This window comes from Burkholderia sp. MSMB2157WGS, assembly GCF_001532755.1.
Taxonomy (GTDB): domain Bacteria; phylum Pseudomonadota; class Gammaproteobacteria; order Burkholderiales; family Burkholderiaceae; genus Burkholderia.
In genome coordinates this window covers 161,784-178,413 of the sequence record NZ_LPJG01000027.1, presented here as the reverse complement: position 1 = coordinate 178,413, position 16,630 = coordinate 161,784, and the positions used below count along the sequence as shown (strand labels likewise).

General features: G+C 61.1%; 30 protein-coding genes. All 30 read left to right on the top strand.

What is annotated here, in order from left to right; translation table 11 throughout:
- The first annotated feature begins 15 nt into the window (after positions 1 to 15).
- Entirely contained in the window at positions 16 to 666 is a 651-nt protein-coding gene (gene rplC, locus WT53_RS17700; protein WP_006482922.1) for a 50S ribosomal protein L3, read from the top strand.
- Positions 666 to 1,286: a 50S ribosomal protein L4 gene (gene rplD, locus WT53_RS17695; RefSeq protein WP_006477192.1), complete on the top strand. Its 621-nt coding sequence runs from the start codon at positions 666 to 668 to the stop codon at positions 1,284 to 1,286. The genes rplC and rplD overlap by 1 nt, the downstream gene beginning before the upstream one ends.
- Positions 1,283 to 1,597 (top strand): 50S ribosomal protein L23, encoded by a 315-nt coding sequence (rplW, locus tag WT53_RS17690; RefSeq protein ID WP_004199275.1) that lies wholly within the window; start codon positions 1,283 to 1,285, stop codon positions 1,595 to 1,597. Before rplD ends, rplW begins: the two co-directional genes overlap by 4 nt.
- 2 nt (positions 1,598 to 1,599) lie before the next feature.
- A complete protein-coding gene (rplB, locus tag WT53_RS17685; RefSeq protein WP_034209733.1) occupies positions 1,600 to 2,427 on the top strand; it encodes a 50S ribosomal protein L2 in 828 nt (275 codons plus the stop codon).
- Between the two features lie 10 nt (positions 2,428 to 2,437).
- Positions 2,438 to 2,713: a 30S ribosomal protein S19 gene (rpsS, locus tag WT53_RS17680; protein ID WP_004199273.1), complete on the top strand. Its 276-nt coding sequence runs from the start codon at positions 2,438 to 2,440 to the stop codon at positions 2,711 to 2,713.
- Positions 2,714 to 2,725: 12 nt separating this feature from the next.
- Complete coding sequence (gene rplV / locus WT53_RS17675) at positions 2,726 to 3,055, top strand: 50S ribosomal protein L22 (RefSeq protein ID WP_004199272.1); 330 nt, start codon at positions 2,726 to 2,728, stop codon at positions 3,053 to 3,055.
- A gap of 11 nt (positions 3,056 to 3,066) precedes the next feature.
- On the top strand, positions 3,067 to 3,867 hold the full coding sequence (gene rpsC, locus WT53_RS17670) for a 30S ribosomal protein S3 (RefSeq protein ID WP_006482899.1): 801 nt from the start codon (positions 3,067 to 3,069) through the stop codon (positions 3,865 to 3,867).
- 2 nt (positions 3,868 to 3,869) lie between these two features.
- Positions 3,870 to 4,286 carry a 50S ribosomal protein L16 gene (gene rplP, locus WT53_RS17665; RefSeq protein WP_006765417.1) on the top strand — a complete coding sequence of 139 codons (417 nt, stop codon included), beginning with the start codon at positions 3,870 to 3,872 and terminating at the stop codon, positions 4,284 to 4,286.
- Positions 4,287 to 4,295: 9 nt separating this feature from the next.
- Positions 4,296 to 4,490, top strand: a complete 195-nt coding sequence (gene rpmC / locus WT53_RS17660; RefSeq protein WP_006400652.1) for a 50S ribosomal protein L29 — start codon at positions 4,296 to 4,298, stop codon at positions 4,488 to 4,490.
- A complete protein-coding gene (gene rpsQ / locus WT53_RS17655) occupies positions 4,487 to 4,759 on the top strand; it encodes a 30S ribosomal protein S17 (protein ID WP_006477189.1) in 273 nt (90 codons plus the stop codon). The genes rpmC and rpsQ overlap by 4 nt, the downstream gene beginning before the upstream one ends.
- Before the next feature lie 309 nt (positions 4,760 to 5,068).
- Positions 5,069 to 5,437, top strand: coding sequence for a 50S ribosomal protein L14 (gene rplN, locus WT53_RS17650; RefSeq protein ID WP_006482918.1), 369 nt, complete (start codon positions 5,069 to 5,071; stop codon positions 5,435 to 5,437).
- 9 nt (positions 5,438 to 5,446) lie between these two features.
- Positions 5,447 to 5,755, top strand: a complete 309-nt coding sequence (gene rplX / locus WT53_RS17645; protein ID WP_006477187.1) for a 50S ribosomal protein L24 — start codon at positions 5,447 to 5,449, stop codon at positions 5,753 to 5,755.
- Between the two features lie 16 nt (positions 5,756 to 5,771).
- A complete protein-coding gene (gene rplE / locus WT53_RS17640) occupies positions 5,772 to 6,311 on the top strand; it encodes a 50S ribosomal protein L5 (RefSeq protein WP_006482882.1) in 540 nt (179 codons plus the stop codon).
- A 7-nt stretch (positions 6,312 to 6,318) separates the two neighbouring features.
- On the top strand, positions 6,319 to 6,624 hold the full coding sequence (gene rpsN, locus WT53_RS17635; RefSeq protein WP_006482884.1) for a 30S ribosomal protein S14: 306 nt from the start codon (positions 6,319 to 6,321) through the stop codon (positions 6,622 to 6,624).
- Positions 6,625 to 6,638: 14 nt separating this feature from the next.
- Positions 6,639 to 7,034 (top strand): 30S ribosomal protein S8, encoded by a 396-nt coding sequence (gene rpsH, locus WT53_RS17630; RefSeq protein WP_006477185.1) that lies wholly within the window; start codon positions 6,639 to 6,641, stop codon positions 7,032 to 7,034.
- Positions 7,035 to 7,052: 18 nt separating this feature from the next.
- A complete protein-coding gene (rplF, locus tag WT53_RS17625; RefSeq protein ID WP_006477184.1) occupies positions 7,053 to 7,583 on the top strand; it encodes a 50S ribosomal protein L6 in 531 nt (176 codons plus the stop codon).
- 12 nt (positions 7,584 to 7,595) lie between these two features.
- On the top strand, positions 7,596 to 7,961 hold the full coding sequence (rplR, locus tag WT53_RS17620; protein ID WP_006477183.1) for a 50S ribosomal protein L18: 366 nt from the start codon (positions 7,596 to 7,598) through the stop codon (positions 7,959 to 7,961).
- A 14-nt stretch (positions 7,962 to 7,975) separates the two neighbouring features.
- Positions 7,976 to 8,494 (top strand): 30S ribosomal protein S5, encoded by a 519-nt coding sequence (gene rpsE, locus WT53_RS17615; RefSeq protein ID WP_006752931.1) that lies wholly within the window; start codon positions 7,976 to 7,978, stop codon positions 8,492 to 8,494.
- 15 nt (positions 8,495 to 8,509) lie between these two features.
- Positions 8,510 to 8,692, top strand: coding sequence for a 50S ribosomal protein L30 (gene rpmD / locus WT53_RS17610; protein WP_006400644.1), 183 nt, complete (start codon positions 8,510 to 8,512; stop codon positions 8,690 to 8,692).
- Positions 8,693 to 8,718: 26 nt separating this feature from the next.
- A complete protein-coding gene (gene rplO / locus WT53_RS17605) occupies positions 8,719 to 9,153 on the top strand; it encodes a 50S ribosomal protein L15 (RefSeq protein WP_006482880.1) in 435 nt (144 codons plus the stop codon).
- A 42-nt stretch (positions 9,154 to 9,195) separates the two neighbouring features.
- Positions 9,196 to 10,545 carry a preprotein translocase subunit SecY gene (secY, locus tag WT53_RS17600; RefSeq protein WP_006482915.1) on the top strand — a complete coding sequence of 450 codons (1,350 nt, stop codon included), beginning with the start codon at positions 9,196 to 9,198 and terminating at the stop codon, positions 10,543 to 10,545.
- A gap of 8 nt (positions 10,546 to 10,553) precedes the next feature.
- Positions 10,554 to 10,772 carry a translation initiation factor IF-1 gene (gene infA, locus WT53_RS17595; protein ID WP_004521905.1) on the top strand — a complete coding sequence of 73 codons (219 nt, stop codon included), beginning with the start codon at positions 10,554 to 10,556 and terminating at the stop codon, positions 10,770 to 10,772.
- 20 nt (positions 10,773 to 10,792) lie between these two features.
- The gene (rpmJ, locus tag WT53_RS17590; RefSeq protein WP_004199844.1) at positions 10,793 to 10,909 is read left to right on the top strand and encodes a 50S ribosomal protein L36; all 117 of its coding nucleotides are present in this window, start codon (positions 10,793 to 10,795) and stop codon (positions 10,907 to 10,909) included.
- A 38-nt stretch (positions 10,910 to 10,947) separates the two neighbouring features.
- On the top strand, positions 10,948 to 11,313 hold the full coding sequence (gene rpsM / locus WT53_RS17585; protein ID WP_006400641.1) for a 30S ribosomal protein S13: 366 nt from the start codon (positions 10,948 to 10,950) through the stop codon (positions 11,311 to 11,313).
- Positions 11,314 to 11,341: 28 nt separating this feature from the next.
- A complete protein-coding gene (gene rpsK, locus WT53_RS17580; protein WP_004197937.1) occupies positions 11,342 to 11,743 on the top strand; it encodes a 30S ribosomal protein S11 in 402 nt (133 codons plus the stop codon).
- A 154-nt stretch (positions 11,744 to 11,897) separates the two neighbouring features.
- Complete coding sequence (gene rpsD, locus WT53_RS17575; RefSeq protein ID WP_006477177.1) at positions 11,898 to 12,521, top strand: 30S ribosomal protein S4; 624 nt, start codon at positions 11,898 to 11,900, stop codon at positions 12,519 to 12,521.
- 124 nt (positions 12,522 to 12,645) lie between these two features.
- On the top strand, positions 12,646 to 13,623 hold the full coding sequence (locus WT53_RS17570) for a DNA-directed RNA polymerase subunit alpha (RefSeq protein ID WP_006477176.1): 978 nt from the start codon (positions 12,646 to 12,648) through the stop codon (positions 13,621 to 13,623).
- Between the two features lie 149 nt (positions 13,624 to 13,772).
- Positions 13,773 to 14,168: a 50S ribosomal protein L17 gene (gene rplQ / locus WT53_RS17565; RefSeq protein ID WP_006477175.1), complete on the top strand. Its 396-nt coding sequence runs from the start codon at positions 13,773 to 13,775 to the stop codon at positions 14,166 to 14,168.
- A gap of 203 nt (positions 14,169 to 14,371) precedes the next feature.
- The gene (cutA, locus tag WT53_RS17560) at positions 14,372 to 14,698 is read left to right on the top strand and encodes a divalent-cation tolerance protein CutA (protein ID WP_060260885.1); all 327 of its coding nucleotides are present in this window, start codon (positions 14,372 to 14,374) and stop codon (positions 14,696 to 14,698) included.
- Positions 14,691 to 16,535: a protein-disulfide reductase DsbD gene (gene dsbD, locus WT53_RS17555; protein WP_034209735.1), complete on the top strand. Its 1,845-nt coding sequence runs from the start codon at positions 14,691 to 14,693 to the stop codon at positions 16,533 to 16,535. Before cutA ends, dsbD begins: the two co-directional genes overlap by 8 nt.
- The last annotated feature ends 95 nt before the right edge of the window (positions 16,536 to 16,630 follow it).

The following is a 16,630-nucleotide window of genomic DNA, read 5'->3' as shown; positions in this document are numbered from 1 at the left end:
GGAATGGAGAAAATGATGAGCCTTGGACTCGTAGGTCGCAAGGTTGGCATGACCCGTATCTTCACGGCTGAAGGGGATTCGATTCCCGTCACCGTGCTGGACGTGTCGGACAACCGCGTGACGCAGATCAAGACTGTTGAAACCGACGGCTACACGGCCGTGCAGGTTGCATTCGGCTCCCGCCGCGCATCGCGCGTGACGAAGCCGCTGGCAGGTCATCTCGCCAAAGCCGGTGTCGAAGCCGGTGAAATCCTCAAGGAATTCCGCATTGACGCGGCCAAGGCAGCCGAGCTGTCGAATGGCGCCGTGGTCGGTGCAGATCTTTTCGAAGTGGGCCAGAAGGTCGACGTGCAAGGCGTGTCGATCGGTAAGGGCTACGCCGGTACGATCAAGCGTTACAACTTCTCCTCCGGCCGTGCCACGCACGGTAACTCGCGCTCGCACAACGTGCCGGGCTCGATCGGTATGGCGCAGGATCCGGGTCGTGTTTTCCCGGGTAAGCGCATGACGGGTCACATGGGTGACGTGACGGTGACGGTGCAGAACCTCGAAATCGCCCGTATCGACGCAGAGCGCAAGCTGCTGCTCGTGAAGGGTGCGATTCCGGGCGCGAAGGGCGGCAAGGTCTTCGTGACGCCGGCCGTCAAGACCAAGGGGGCGAAATAATGGAACTCAAGCTCCTGAACGAAAATGGTCAGGAAGGTGCAGTGGTCAACGCATCGGACGTCGTGTTCGGTCGTGACTACAACGAAGCGCTGATCCACCAGGTCGTCGTCGCTTACCAGGCGAATGCTCGCCAGGGTAACCGCGCACAGAAGGACCGCGAGCAAGTCAAGCACACGACCAAGAAGCCGTGGCGCCAGAAGGGTACGGGCCGCGCTCGTGCCGGTATGTCGTCGAGCCCGTTGTGGCGTGGCGGTGGTCGTATCTTCCCGAATTCGCCGGAAGAAAACTTCTCGCACAAGGTCAACAAGAAGATGCATCGCGCAGGCCTCTGCTCGATCTTCTCGCAGCTGGCCCGCGAAGGCCGTCTGTCGGTCGTCGAGGACATCATCCTCGAAGCGCCGAAGACCAAGCTGCTGGCCGACAAATTCAAGACCATGGGTCTCGACTCCGTGCTGATCATCACCGACACGGTTGACGAAAACCTGTACCTGGCATCGCGCAACCTGCCGCACGTGGCAATTGTCGAGCCGCGCTACGCTGACCCGCTGTCGCTGATCTACTTCAAGAAAGTGCTGGTCACGAAGGCTGCGGTCGCCCAGATCGAGGAGTTGCTGTCATGAGCGAGATTCGCAAGAACGATCATCGTTTGATGCAGGTCCTGCTCGCACCGGTGATTTCCGAAAAGGCGACGCTGGTTGCCGACAAGAACGAGCAAGTCGTGTTCGAAGTCGCACCGGATGCCACGAAGCAGGAAGTGAAGGCGGCTGTCGAGCTGCTGTTCAAGGTTGAAGTTGATTCGGTCAACGTGCTGGTTCAGAAGGGCAAGCAAAAGCGCTTCGGCCGTTCGATGGGCCGCCGCAAGGACGTGAAGAAGGCGTACGTCTGCCTGAAGCCCGGCCAGGAAATCAACTTTGAAGCGGAGGCCAAGTAATCATGGCAATCGTTAAAGTTAAGCCGACATCGCCGGGTCGCCGCGCGATGGTCAAGGTGGTCAACAAGAATCTGCACCAGGGCAAGCCGTACGCGGCACTGCTCGACTCGCAGAGCTCGACCGCCGGCCGTAACAACAACGGCCGTATCACCACGCGTCACAAGGGTGGTGGTCACAAGCAGCACTATCGTATCGTCGATTTCCGTCGCACGAAGGATGGCATCCCGGCAAAGGTCGAGCGTCTCGAGTACGACCCGAACCGCAGCGCGAACATCGCGCTGGTGCTCTACGCAGACGGCGAGCGTCGCTACATCATCGCCCCGAAGGGCCTGACCGTCGGCCAACAGCTGATGTCGGGTTCGGAAGCGCCGATCCGTGCAGGCAACACGCTGCCGATCCGCAACATTCCGGTCGGTACGACGATCCACTGCATCGAGATGCTGCCGGGCAAGGGCGCGCAAATGGCGCGTTCGGCTGGCACGTCGGCCATGCTGCTGGCGCGTGAAGGCGTCTACGCGCAGGTTCGCCTGCGTTCGGGCGAAATCCGCCGCGTGCACATCGAGTGCCGTGCAACGATCGGTGAAGTCGGCAACGAAGAGCATAGCCTGCGCCAGATCGGCAAGGCTGGCGCGAACCGCTGGCGCGGTATCCGCCCGACGGTGCGTGGCGTTGCGATGAACCCGGTCGATCACCCGCACGGTGGTGGTGAGGGCAAGACGGCTGCAGGTCGCGACCCGGTGAGCCCGTGGGGTACGCCGGCTAAGGGTTACCGCACCCGCAGCAACAAGCGCACGACGACGATGATCGTCCAGCGCCGTCACAAGCGTTAAGGAGTAGGCAATGGCACGTTCTGTAAAAAAAGGTCCGTTCTGCGACGCCCATTTGCTGAAGAAAGTTGAGGCGGCTGCAGCTTCGCGCGACAAAAAGCCGATCAAGACCTGGTCGCGTCGCTCGACGATTCTGCCGGATTTCATCGGCCTGACGATCGCTGTTCACAACGGCCGTCAACACGTTCCGGTGTACATCTCGGAAAACATGGTCGGCCACAAGCTTGGCGAGTTCGCACTGACCCGTACGTTCAAGGGTCACGCAGCCGACAAGAAGGCCAAGAAATAAGGGGCAATCAAGATGGAAGTGAAAGCAATTCATCGCGGTGCCCGCATCTCGGCGCAGAAAACGCGCCTTGTGGCTGACCAGATCCGCGGTTTGCCGGTCGACAAGGCGCTGAACGTTCTGACGTTCTCGCCGAAGAAGGCGGCTGGCATCGTGAAGAAGGTTGTGCTGTCGGCAATCGCGAATGCGGAGCACAACGAAGGCGCTGATATCGACGAGCTCAAGATCAAGAGCATCTACGTCGACAAGGCTGCATCGCTCAAGCGTTTCACCGCGCGCGCCAAGGGCCGCGGTAACCGCATCGAGAAGCAATCCTGTCACATCACTGTGACGGTCGGGAATTAAGGAGCCATACGATGGGACAGAAAATTCATCCGACTGGCTTCCGCCTGGCTGTCAGCCGCAATTGGGCTTCGCGTTGGTACGCGAACAACAACAATTTCGCGGCGATGCTGCAGGAAGACATCGGTGTTCGTGAATACCTGAAGAAGAAGCTGAAGAACGCTTCGGTCGGTCGGGTGGTCATCGAGCGTCCGGCGAAAAACGCGCGCATCACGATTTACAGCTCGCGTCCGGGCGTGGTCATCGGCAAGAAGGGCGAGGACATCGAACAGCTGAAGACGGAACTGCAACGCCGCATGGGCGTGCCGGTTCACGTCAACATCGAGGAAATCCGCAAGCCGGAAACCGATGCTCAGCTGATCGCTGACTCGATCACGCAACAGCTCGAGCGCCGGATCATGTTCCGTCGCGCGATGAAGCGTGCGATGCAGAACGCGATGCGTCTGGGTGCCCAAGGCATCAAGATCATGAGCGCAGGCCGTCTGAACGGTATCGAAATCGCTCGTACGGAGTGGTACCGCGAAGGTCGCGTGCCGCTTCACACGCTGCGTGCTGATATCGACTACGCGACTTCGGAAGCGAAGACGACTTACGGGATCATCGGCGTCAAGGTGTGGGTCTACAAGGGCGATACGCTCGGCCGCAACGATGCACCGGTGGTGGAAGAAGTAGCCGAAGACAAGCGTCCGCGTCGCAATGCGCGTCCGGGCGACCGTCGTCCGCGCCGTGACGGCGAAGGCGGCGCTCCGGGTGCTCGTCGTGGCGCACCGCGCCGTGGCGCCGGCAAGCCCGAAGACGGCAAGACTGGAGAATAACGATGCTGCAACCGAAACGCAGAAAGTATCGTAAAGAGCAGAAGGGTCGTAACACCGGCAAGGCGACGCGCGGCAACGCCGTGTCGTTCGGTGAATTCGGCCTGAAGGCGATCGGTCGCGGTCGTTTGACCGCACGTCAGATTGAAGCGGCGCGTCGTGCAATGACGCGTCACATCAAGCGTGGCGGCCGCATCTGGATCCGGATCTTCCCGGACAAGCCGATTTCGCAGAAGCCGGCCGAAGTGCGTATGGGTAACGGTAAGGGTAACCCGGAGTACTACGTCGCCGAGATTCAGCCGGGCAAGATGCTCTATGAAATGGACGGCGTATCCGAAGAACTGGCACGCGAAGCGTTCCGTCTGGCTGCAGCCAAGCTGCCGCTCAAGACGGCATTCATCGTGCGCCAGCTCGGCGCCTAAGGAGAAAACATGAAGGCTTCCGAACTTCTCCAGAAAGACCAGGCCGCGCTCAACAAGGAGCTGGCGGACCTGCTGAAGGCGCAATTCGGCCTGCGCATGCAACTCGCGACCCAGCAGCTCACGAACACGAGCCAGCTGAAGAAGGTTCGTCGCGACATCGCACGTGTGCGGACCGTCATGACTCAGAAGGCGAACCAGAAATGAACGATAGCGTGAAAACCTCGCTGAAGCGGACGCTGGTCGGTCGGGTCGTCAGCAACAAGATGGACAAGACCGTCACCGTGCTGATCGAGCACCGCGTCAAGCATCCGATCTACGGCAAGTATGTCGTGCGTTCGAAGAAGTACCACGCGCACGATGAAGCGAACACCTACAACGAAGGCGATCTCGTCGAAATCCAGGAAACGCGTCCTGTTTCGAAGACGAAGGCCTGGACGGTGTCGCGCCTCGTCGAAGCCGCTCGCGTCATCTAAGCGGGCAGCGCAGTAGGCAGTAACGGGCACTTCTCCACGAAGTGCTTGAAATCGCAAAGTTTTTGCTTGCGTGACCGGGATTATTTGTTATAATCCCGGTCTTCCCTCTTTATGGGAGCCCCGTCGCGGGCGAAGTTGGTGGGGGAAGCGGACTGGCGCCTGCCTGTCCGAAAGATTCACCGAATTGCGATGGCGGGTTTCGTTTGCCGTCGCTGCTGTTCCAACCCAAGCAGCCGATTGGCTGACGGGACCAAGACTGACCGAATGCATCATGGTGGTGCATCCGGATTAAGTTGGGAAAGACAAACCATGATCCAGACCGAATCTCGGCTCGAAGTAGCCGACAACACGGGTGCACGTGAAGTCCTGTGCATCAAGGTGCTCGGCGGCTCGAAGCGTCGTTATGCCGGCATTGGCGACATCATCAAGGTGAGCGTCAAAGAGGCAACGCCGCGCGGGCGCGTGAAGAAAGGCGAAATTTACAACGCCGTGGTGGTCCGCACCGCCAAGGGCGTGCGCCGTCAAGACGGCTCGCTGATCAAGTTCGACGGCAACGCCGCTGTGCTTTTGAATAACAAGCTCGAGCCGATCGGCACCCGTATCTTCGGGCCGGTGACGCGTGAGCTGCGTAGCGAACGATTCATGAAGATCGTTTCGCTGGCGCCGGAAGTGCTGTAAGGAGTCGCGATGAACAAGATTCGCAAAGGTGACGAAGTCATCGTCGTCACTGGCAAGGACAAGGGCAAGCGCGGCGTCGTGCTGGCTGTCGGTGCTGAACATGTGACGGTTGAAGGTATCAACCTCGTCAAGAAGCATGTGAAGCCGAACCCGATGAAGGGTACGACGGGCGGCGTGGAAGCGAAGACGATGCCCCTGCATATTTCGAACGTCGCACTGGTCGACGCGAATGGCAAGGCGTCGCGTGTTGGCATCAAGGTCGAGGAAGGCAAGAAGGTTCGCTTCCTGAAGACGACCGGTGCCGTACTGAGCGCCTGACGCAGCGGAGTAAAAAATGGCTCGTTTTCAAGAGTTTTACAAAGAAAAGGTTGTGCCCGGCCTGATCGAGAAGTTCGGTTACAAGTCGGTCATGGAAGTGCCGCGCATCACCAAGATCACGCTGAACATGGGTCTTGGCGAAGCGATCGCTGACAAGAAGATCATCGAGAACGCCGTTGGCGACCTCACGAAGATCGCCGGCCAGAAGCCGGTCGTCACGAAGGCCCGCAAGGCAATCGCAGGCTTCAAGATCCGCCAGGGTTACCCGATCGGCGCGATGGTGACGCTGCGTGGCCGCGCGATGTACGAATTCCTCGACCGTTTCGTGACGGTTGCCCTGCCCCGCGTGCGTGACTTCCGCGGTGTGTCGGGTCGTGCTTTCGATGGCCGTGGCAACTACAACATCGGTGTGAAAGAGCAGATCATTTTCCCCGAAATCGATTACGACAAGATCGACGCACTGCGTGGGCTGAACATCAGCATCACGACGACTGCGAAGACCGACGACGAAGCAAAGGCTCTGCTCGCCAGCTTCAAGTTCCCGTTCAGAAACTGAGGTTACCGTGGCTAAACTGGCACTGATCGAACGTGAAAAGAAGCGCGCCCGCCTGGTCGCGAAGTTCGCAGCAAAGCGCGAAGCGCTGAAGGCGATCGTCGAAGACCAAAGCAAGTCGGAAGAAGAGCGCTACGAAGCACGCCTGGAGCTGCAGCAACTGCCCCGCAACGCAAACCCGACCCGCCAGCGTAACCGCTGCGCGATCACGGGCCGTCCGCGTGGCACGTTCCGTAAATTCGGCCTCGCGCGTAACAAGATTCGTGAAATCGCATTCCGTGGCGAGATTCCTGGCCTGACCAAGGCGAGCTGGTAATAGGAGAAACGTAAATGAGCATGAGTGATCCTATCGCCGATATGCTGACTCGCATCCGCAACGCGCAGATGGTCGAGAAGGTATCGGTCGCGATGCCCTCGTCGAAGGTCAAGGTTGCAATCGCGCAAGTCCTGAAGGACGAAGGTTATATCGACGATTTCGCCGTGAAGGCGGAAGGCGCGAAGTCCGAACTGAATATCGCGCTGAAGTACTACGCAGGTCGCCCGGTCATCGAACGCCTCGAGCGCGTGTCGAAGCCTGGTCTGCGCGTGTACCGCGGCCGTAACGACATTCCGCAGGTCATGAACGGCCTCGGTGTGGCAATCGTGTCGACGCCGAAGGGCGTGATGACCGACCGCAAGGCGCGCGCTACCGGCGTCGGCGGCGAAGTCATCTGCTACGTCGCTTAAAGCCGAGGAGAGAGAAACATGTCTCGAGTAGGTAAGAGCCCGATCGCGCTGCAAGGCGCGGAAGTCAAGCTGGCCGACGGTGCGATCACCGTCAAGGGCCCGCTGGGCACCATCACGCAAGCGATCAATCCGCTCGTGAACGTGGCGAACAACGACGGCACGCTGAATCTGTCGCCGGTCGACGAAAGCCGCGAAGCAAATGCACTGTCGGGCACGATGCGCGCGATCATCGCGAATGCCGTGCACGGCGTGACCAAGGGTTTCGAGCGCAAGCTGACGCTGGTTGGCGTCGGTTACCGTGCGCAAGCGCAAGGCGACAAGCTGAACCTGTCGCTGGGTTTCTCGCACCCGGTGGTGCACCAGATGCCGGAAGGCGTCAAGGCCGAAACCCCGACGCAAACCGAAATCGTGATCAAGGGGATCAACAAGCAACAAGTCGGTCAAGTGGCTGCGGAAGTCCGCGGTTACCGTCCGCCGGAGCCCTACAAGGGCAAGGGCGTGCGTTATGCCGACGAGGTTGTGATCCTCAAAGAAACGAAGAAGAAGTAAGGGTGCGCAATCATGGATAAGACTCAATCTCGCCTGCGCCGCGCTCGCCAGACGCGTATCAAGATCGCTGAGCTGCAGGTCGCGCGTCTCGCCGTGCATCGCACGAACACGCACATCTACGCTCAAGTGTTCTCGCCGTGCGGCACCAAGGTGCTCGCCAGCGCGTCGACGCTCGAAGCAGAAGTGCGCGCAGAACTGGCCGACAAGTCGGGCAAGGGCGGCAACGTCAATGCTGCGACGCTGATCGGCAAGCGTATTGCCGAAAAGGCAAAGGCTGCCGGCATCGAATCCGTCGCCTTCGACCGCTCGGGCTTCCGCTACCACGGCCGCGTCAAGGCGCTGGCTGAGGCAGCTCGCGAAGCTGGGCTCAAGTTCTAAGGAAGGAATTCGTCATGGCAAAGATGCAAGCGAAAGTTCAGGCTGACGAGCGCGACGACGGCCTTCGCGAAAAGATGATTTCGGTCAATCGCGTGACCAAGGTCGTGAAGGGTGGCCGTATTCTCGGCTTCGCCGCACTGACCGTGGTCGGCGACGGTGATGGCCGCATCGGTATGGGCAAGGGCAAGGCGAAGGAAGTGCCGGTCGCTGTCCAGAAGGCAATGGAACAAGCTCGCCGCAACATGTTCAAGGTGCCGCTCAAGAACGGCACGCTGCAGCACGAAGTGCACGGCAAGCATGGCGCATCCGCTGTCCTCCTCGCTCCGGCGAAGGCAGGTACGGGCGTGATCGCCGGCGGCCCGATGCGCGCAGTGTTCGACGTGATGGGCGTTCAGAACGTCGTGGCGAAGAGCCACGGTTCGACGAACCCGTACAACCTCGTTCGCGCCACGCTGGACGGTCTGCGCAAGCAGTCGACCCCGGCAGACATCGCGGCGAAGCGCGGCAAGTCCGTCGAAGATATTTTGGGCTAAGCCCGGGTGGTCACCATGTCTGAAAAAACTGTCAAGGTTCAGCTCGTCAAGAGCCTGATCGGGACCCGCGAATCGCACCGCGCAACCGTGCGTGGCCTGGGCCTGCGCCGACTCAACTCGGTTAGCGAGCTGCAGGACACGCCGGCGGTCCGCGGCATGATCAACAAGGTCTCGTACCTCGTTAAGGTCATCGCGTAAGCGGCCCTACGGATCAAGGAGTTGATATGGAATTGAATAACCTGAAGCCGGCCGCTGGCGCCAAGCACGCCAAGCGTCGCGTCGGTCGTGGCATCGGTTCGGGCCTCGGCAAGACGGCTGGCCGTGGTCACAAGGGTCAGAAATCGCGTTCGGGCGGCTTCCACAAAGTCGGTTTCGAAGGCGGTCAGATGCCGCTGCAACGTCGTCTGCCGAAGCGCGGCTTCACGTCGCTGACGAAGGAATTCGTCGGTGAAGTGCGCCTGGGCGACCTCGAGAAGCTGCCGGTCGACGAGATCGATCTGCTCGCACTGAAGCAAGCCGGCCTGGTCGGCGAGCTGACGAAGAGCGCAAAGATCATCGCGACGGGCGAACTGAAGCGCAAGATCGTCGTGAAGGGTCTCGGTGCCACCAAGGGTGCGCGCGCTGCGATCGAAGCGGCTGGCGGTTCGTTCGCCGAGTGACACGCGTAGCGCGTCGTCACTTGCATTCATCGGAGAAGGTACTTGGCTAACAGCCCGAGTCTTGCAAAACCCGGTCGAAGCACGGCGAAATTCGGCGATCTGCGCCGGCGAGCGATGTTCCTGCTCCTGGCGCTGATCGTCTATCGCATCGGCGCGCACATTCCCGTGCCGGGCATCGATCCGGATCAACTGGCTAAGCTGTTCCAGAGCCAGGCGGGCGGCATCCTGGGCATGTTCAACATGTTCTCGGGTGGCGCGCTTTCCCGCTTCACGATCTTTGCGCTGGGGATCATGCCGTACATCTCGGCGTCGATCATCATGCAGTTGCTGGCGATCGTTTCGCCGCAGCTCGAGGCGCTGAAGAAGGAAGGGCAGGCAGGGCAACGGAAGATCACGCAGTACACGCGGTATTTCACCGTGGTGCTCGCGACCTTCCAGGCATTCGGTATCGCGGCTGCGCTGGAAAACCAGCCGGGCCTCGTCACCGATCCCGGCATGCTGTTCCGTCTGACGACGGTCGTGACGCTGGTTACGGGCACGATGTTCCTGATGTGGCTCGGCGAGCAGATTACCGAGCGTGGTCTGGGCAACGGTATCTCGATCATCATCTTCGGCGGGATCGCAGCAGGGTTCCCGAATGCCGTGGGTGGCTTGTTCGAGCTGGTGCGTACGGGTTCGATGAGCATCATTTCGGCGATCATCATCGTCGTTCTGATCGCCGCGGTGACTTACCTGGTCGTGTTCATCGAACGCGGTCAGCGCAAGATCCTCGTGAACTACGCGAAGCGTCAGGTCGGCAACAAGATCTACGGTGGGCAGTCGTCGCATCTGCCGCTGAAGCTGAACATGTCGGGCGTGATTCCGCCGATCTTTGCATCGTCGATCATTCTGTTCCCGGCAACGATTCTCGGCTGGTTCAGTACCGGTCAGCCGACAGGAAGCTGGATTTCCAATACGTTGCATAACGTTGCGGAAGCGCTGAAGCCGGGCCAGCCGGTCTACGTGCTGCTGTACACGCTGGCAATCGTGTTTTTCTGCTTCTTCTACACCGCACTGGTGTTCAACAGCAGGGAGACCGCAGACAACCTGAAGAAGAGCGGCGCGTTTGTTCCGGGCATCCGTCCGGGCGATCAGACCGCACGATATATCGACCGCATCCTCACGCGTCTGACGCTGGCCGGTGCGATCTACATCGTCTTCGTGTGTCTGCTGCCGGAATTCCTGGTGCTGCGCTGGAACGTGCCGTTTTATTTTGGTGGAACGTCGCTGCTGATCATTGTCGTCGTCACGATGGACTTTATGGCGCAGGTGCAGTCGTACGTTATGTCGCAACAGTATGAGTCGCTGCTCAAGAAGGCTAACTTCAAGGGCGGCAACATCCCGATGCGTTGAAAAGGACTATGGCCAAAGACGATGTAATCCAGATGCAGGGTGAGGTCATTGAAAACCTCCCGAATGCGACCTTCCGCGTGAAGCTGGAAAACGGCCATGTCGTGTTGGGGCATATTTCCGGGAAGATGCGGATGCACTACATCCGCATCCTGCCGGGCGACAAGGTGACGGTTGAATTGACGCCTTACGATCTGTCTCGTGCGCGGATCGTGTTCCGGGCGAAGTGATTTGAAAAAAGGGTATTATCATGAAAGTGATGGCATCGGTTAAGCGCATTTGCCGCAATTGCAAGATCATCAAGCGCAAAGGCGTCGTTCGCGTGATCTGCAGCTCGGATCCGCGCCACAAGCAGCGCCAAGGCTGACCGCGCGTTTGTTTGCGCTTTTTGTTTGAGGAAAAACAATGGCTCGTATCGCAGGGGTTAACATCCCGAATCACCAGCATACCGAGATCGGCCTGACGGCTATCTTCGGTATCGGCCGCACCCGTTCGCGCAGCATCTGCGTGGCAGCTGGCGTCGATTTTTCGAAGAAGGTCAAGGATCTGACCGACGCAGACCTGGAAAAGCTGCGTGAAGAAGTAGGCAAGTTTGTCGTCGAAGGCGATCTGCGCCGTGAAGTGACGATGAACATCAAGCGCCTGATGGACCTCGGTTGCTACCGTGGCGTCCGTCATCGCAAGGGCCTGCCGATGCGCGGTCAGCGTACGCGTACGAACGCACGTACCCGCAAGGGTCCGCGTCGTGCAGCGCAAGCGCTGAAGAAGTAAGCGGAACTGACAGTTACAGGAAAACGTAATGGCTAAGGCTTCGAACACCGCGGCGCAACGCGTTCGCAAGAAGGTTAAGAAGAACGTCGCTGAAGGCGTGGTACACGTTCACGCGTCGTTCAACAACACGATCATCACGATCACCGATCGCCAAGGCAACGCTCTGGCATGGGCGACGTCGGGCGGTCAGGGCTTCAAGGGCTCGCGCAAATCGACGCCGTTCGCTGCTCAGGTCGCAGCCGAGTCGGCTGGCCGCGTCGCGATGGAATACGGCGTGAAGAATCTGGAAGTGCGGATCAAGGGCCCGGGCCCGGGTCGCGAGTCGGCAGTGCGCGCACTGCACGGCCTCGGCATCAAGATCACCGCGATTTCGGACGTCACCCCGATTCCGCACAACGGCTGCCGTCCGCCGAAGCGTCGTCGTATCTAAGGATGTGCTGGCACGTTCGTGCTAGCGCATTGCCTGTCGCCGCTCAGCGTCGACGGGCGTTGCTTTTTTGATTGACTAAGCCCACCGTTCGCCCCAAAGGGAGCGGACTAGCGCGGATTTCGATCCGCGTGACTGATTGATAAAGGAATGCAAAGTGGCACGTTATATCGGCCCCAAAGCCAAGCTTTCCCGCCGTGAAGGCACCGACCTGTTCCTGAAGAGCGCACGCCGTTCGCTCGCCGACAAGTGCAAGCTCGACAGCAAGCCGGGTCAGCATGGCCGTACCTCGGGCGCACGTACGTCCGACTACGGTACGCAGCTGCGCGAGAAGCAGAAGGTCAAGCGTATCTACGGCGTGCTGGAACGTCAGTTCCGTCGCTACTTCGCTGAAGCCGATCGCCGCAAGGGCAACACGGGTGAAAACCTGCTGCAACTGCTCGAGTCGCGCCTCGACAACGTCGTGTATCGCATGGGCTTCGGCTCGACCCGCGCCGAAGCGCGTCAGCTGGTGAGCCACAAGTCGATCACCGTGAACGGCGTCGTCGCAAACGTGCCGTCGCAGCAAGTGAAGGCGGGTGACGTCGTCGCGATCCGCGAAAAGGCGAAGAAGCAGGCGCGTATCGTCGAAGCGCTGTCGCTGGCCGAGCAAGGCGGCATGCCGAGCTGGGTTGCAGTCGATGCGAAGAAGTTCGAAGGCACGTTCAAGCAAATGCCGGAACGCGCTGAAATCGCAGGCGACATCAACGAAAGCCTGATCGTCGAATTGTATTCGCGTTAATCCGATTGACGGCCGAGGTACCCCGATTGCGTTGCGCAAGGACGGGCCTCGGCTGTTTATTTTCTGGTTGTTACCGGTCAGCCTTATCGGTGTAACGAGCCGAGGGTATTGAAAAGGAAAGCCCATGCAAACCAGTTTGCTGAAACCCAAGATCATCGCCGTGGAATCGCTGGGCGAGAACCACGCGAGGGTGGTCATGGAACCGTTCGAACGCGGTTACGGCCACACCTTGGGCAATGCGCTTCGCCGCGTGCTGCTGTCGTCGATGGTGGGCTACGCGCCGACCGAAGTCACGATCGCAGGCGTGGTGCACGAGTACTCGACGCTGGATGGCGTGCAGGAAGACGTCGTCAACCTGCTGCTGAACCTGAAGGGCGTGGTGTTCAAGCTGCATAACCGCGACGAAGTGACGGTTACGCTGCGCAAGGAAGGTGAAGGCGTCGTGACGGCCGGCGATATCGAGCTGGCTCACGATTGCGAAGTCATCAACCCGAATCACGTGATTGCGCACCTGTCGAAGGGCGGCAAGCTCGACGTTCAGATCAAGATCGAAAAGGGTCGCGGCTACGTGCCCGGCAACGTCCGTCGCTACGGCGAAGACACGGCCAAGATCATCGGCCGCATCGTCCTCGACGCATCGTTCTCGCCGGTTCGCCGCGTGAGCTACGCCGTCGAAAGCGCGCGTGTCGAGCAGCGTACCGACCTCGACAAGCTCGTGATGAACATCGAGACGAGCGGCGTGATCACGCCGGAAGAAGCGATCCGCCAGTCGGCCCGCATCCTGGTCGACCAGTTGTCCGTGTTCGCGGCGCTGGAAGGCACGGAAACGGCAGCCGAAGCGCCGTCGCGTGCACCGCAGATCGATCCGATCCTGCTGCGTCCGGTGGACGATCTCGAGCTGACGGTTCGTTCGGCGAACTGCCTGAAGGCCGAGAACATCTACTACATCGGCGACCTGATCCAGCGCACGGAAAACGAGCTGCTGAAGACGCCGAACCTCGGTCGCAAGTCGCTCAACGAGATCAAGGAAGTGCTCGCTTCGCGCGGTCTCACGCTGGGCATGAAGCTCGAGAACTGGCCGCCGGCTGGTCTCGACAAGTAAGCCCGGTCGTAGCCTGGCTATAGCCGTAGTTGGCAAAGATGCGGATTTTCCTTTAAAATCCGCATCTTGCTTTTTTTCGTTACCGGCCCGTGCGCCTTCCGAGGTGCGATAGAAGAGCTGGACCAAAACTTTGAATCAAGGAAACTGAAATGCGCCATCGTCATGGTCTGCGGAAACTGAACCGCACGAGCAGCCACCGTCTGGCTATGCTCCGTAACATGTCCAACTCGCTGATCGAGCACGAAGTCATCAAGACGACGCTGCCGAAGGCGAAGGAACTCCGTAAAGTCGTCGAGCCGCTGATCACGCTCGGCAAGAAGCCGTCGCTGGCAAACCGTCGCCTGGCGTTCAACCGCCTGCGCGATCGTGACTCGGTCGCGAAGCTGTTCGACGTGCTCGGTCCGCGTTTCGCGAACCGTCCGGGCGGCTACCTGCGCGTGCTGAAGTTCGGCTTCCGCGTGGGCGACAACGCACCGATGGCACTGGTCGAACTGCTCGACCGTCCGGAAGTCGACGAAACGGAAAACGTGCAAGAAGCCGAGTAAGCTTCCGGTACGCAGCAGGATCAGAAAGGGGCCGAGCGTTTTGCTTGGCCCTTTTTGTTTTTGAGATGCCGGCTGCGATCGATTGTCGCAGGCCGGTGCCGGCAGCGTTGCGCGGGCTGCGCTACGATACGGGGCAACCGGTGCGGTCGCCGAGCGGGTAACCGGCGCCGACAGGAGCCGGCTGACCAGTGAGGAGGGCGCGGATGATAGTGGTGCTGATGCTGACGACGGTACCCGATGCGGCGACGGCCGCGGTGCTCGCCGACGGCGCGCTCGACGCGCGCCTTGCCGCGTGCGTGTCGGAGCTCGGTACGATCAAGTCGCGCTATCACTGGCAGGGCAAGGTCGAAACGGCCGACGAGATCCAGATGCTGTTCAAGACGAGCCCTGTCCGGGCGCTCGAACTGGAGCGATTTATCCTCGCGCATCATCCTTACGAGACACCCGAAATCGTCTCGTGGCAGACGACGGCATCGGCCGCGTATGGCCAATGGGTGACCGGCGAAACTCAACGTCTATTTCATGTTTAACGGTATGGCGCTTTCGATGCGCGTGCGTGCGCTGCGGTTTGTTGCGGTCCTGTTGTCGTTCGTGATGCTGGGCGGCCTGTCCGTCGCGCGCGCGGCCGACGATTTCCTCGATCCGGCGGTTGCGTTCAAGTTCAGCGCGAGCGAATCGCCGGGGCAGGTGGACGTTCGTTTCAAGATCGCCAACGGCTATTACATGTACCGCGAGCGGTTCGCGTTCGCGGTGAAGAGCGGTCAGGCGACGCTCGGCGAACCGCAATTCCCGGCCGGCCACGTGAAATTCGACCAGACGTTCCAGAAGAACGTCGAGACCTATCGCGATGAAGTCGTCGTTCACGTGCCGGTGAAGCAGGCAGCCGGGCCGTTCGAGCTCGCGGTGACGTCGCAAGGGTGTGCGGACGAAGGGATCTGTTATCCGCCGGCCGAGCACGTCATGAAGGTCGATGGCGCCGCGCTCGGCGCCGCATCGTCGTCCGGCGATACGGCTGCCGCCGGCAATTGGTTCGACAAGGTCACGAGCGCGGATTTCGCGCAGTCGCTGCTCGAAGGCCAGGGCTTCTTCACCATCGTAGCGCTCTATTTCGTCGCGGGTGTCGTGCTGAGCCTCTTGCCGTGTTCGTACCCGATGATTCCGATCGTGTCCGCGATCATCATCGGCCAGGGCACGCGTGCGACGCATGCACGCGGCTTCGCGCTGTCGCTGACCTACGTGGTCGGCATGGCGCTGGTCTACACGGTACTCGGCATCGCGGCCGCGCTGGTCGGCCAGAGCCTCGGCGCATGGCTGCAGAACCCGTGGGTACTCGGCGCGTTCGGCGTGCTGCTGACCGCGTTCGCGGTGTCGCTGATCTCGGGCAAGGACATCGCGTTGCCGGCGCGCTGGCAGAACGGCGCGGCCGAGGCATCGAGCGCGCGCCAGGGCGGCCACTTCGTCGCGGTTGCGGCAATGGGCGCGTTGTCGGCGCTGGTCGTCGGGGCGTGCATGACGGCGCCGCTGTTCGCCGTGCTCGCTTTCATCGCGCACACCGGCAATGCGCTGCTCGGCGGCGCGGCGCTGTTCGCGATGGGGCTCGGGCTCGGCGTGCCGCTGCTGGTCGTCGGCGTCGGGGCCGGGACGGTGCTGCCGCGCGCAGGCGCGTGGATGGACGGCGTCAAGGTATTCTTCGGCATCGTGCTGCTCGCAGCCGCGCTGTGGATCGTGTGGCCGGTGCTGGCGGCCGGGCTGAAGATGGTGCTCGCGGCGTTGTGGCTGCTGATCGCGGCCGCGGCGCTCGGCCTGTTCACGCCGAATGCCGGTGCTGCGTCGGTCTGGCGCCGCCTGGGCCGCGGCGTGGGCGCCGCGCTCGCGATCTGGGCCGCGACGTTGCTCGTCGGCCTGGCCGCGGGCTCGACCGATCCCGTCAAGCCGCTGGCCGTGCTGGCGGCGCGTACGGCAGCCTCCGGCGGTGCGGCGGCTGCCGGCGCAGCTGCCGCGCAGGACGGCCCGGCGTTCGCTCCGGTGCGCTCCAGCGGCGAACTCGACACGCTGCTGAAGACGTCGGGCCGGCCCGTGATGCTCGACTTCTACGCCGACTGGTGCGTGAGCTGCAAGGAGATGGAGCATCTGACGTTCACCGACGCGCGCGTGCAGGCGCGGCTCGCGCAGCTTCACCTCGTGCGTGCGGACGTCACCGCGAACAATCCGGACGATCAGGCGCTGCTCAAGCGCTTCAACCTGTTCGGGCCGCCGGGCATCATCTTCTTCGATCGCCATGGCAACGAGATCGGCCGCGTGGTCGGCTATCAGGCGGCCGACACGTTCCTGCGCAGTCTCGATCGGGCGGTCGTTCCGACGGCATGACGGTGGCCGGCCGGAGCGAGCCGGCGAACGGAGGCTTCGGGGCCGGCTGACGGCTTCGATCGACGGTCAACGAAAAACGGCGGAACACCGAGGTG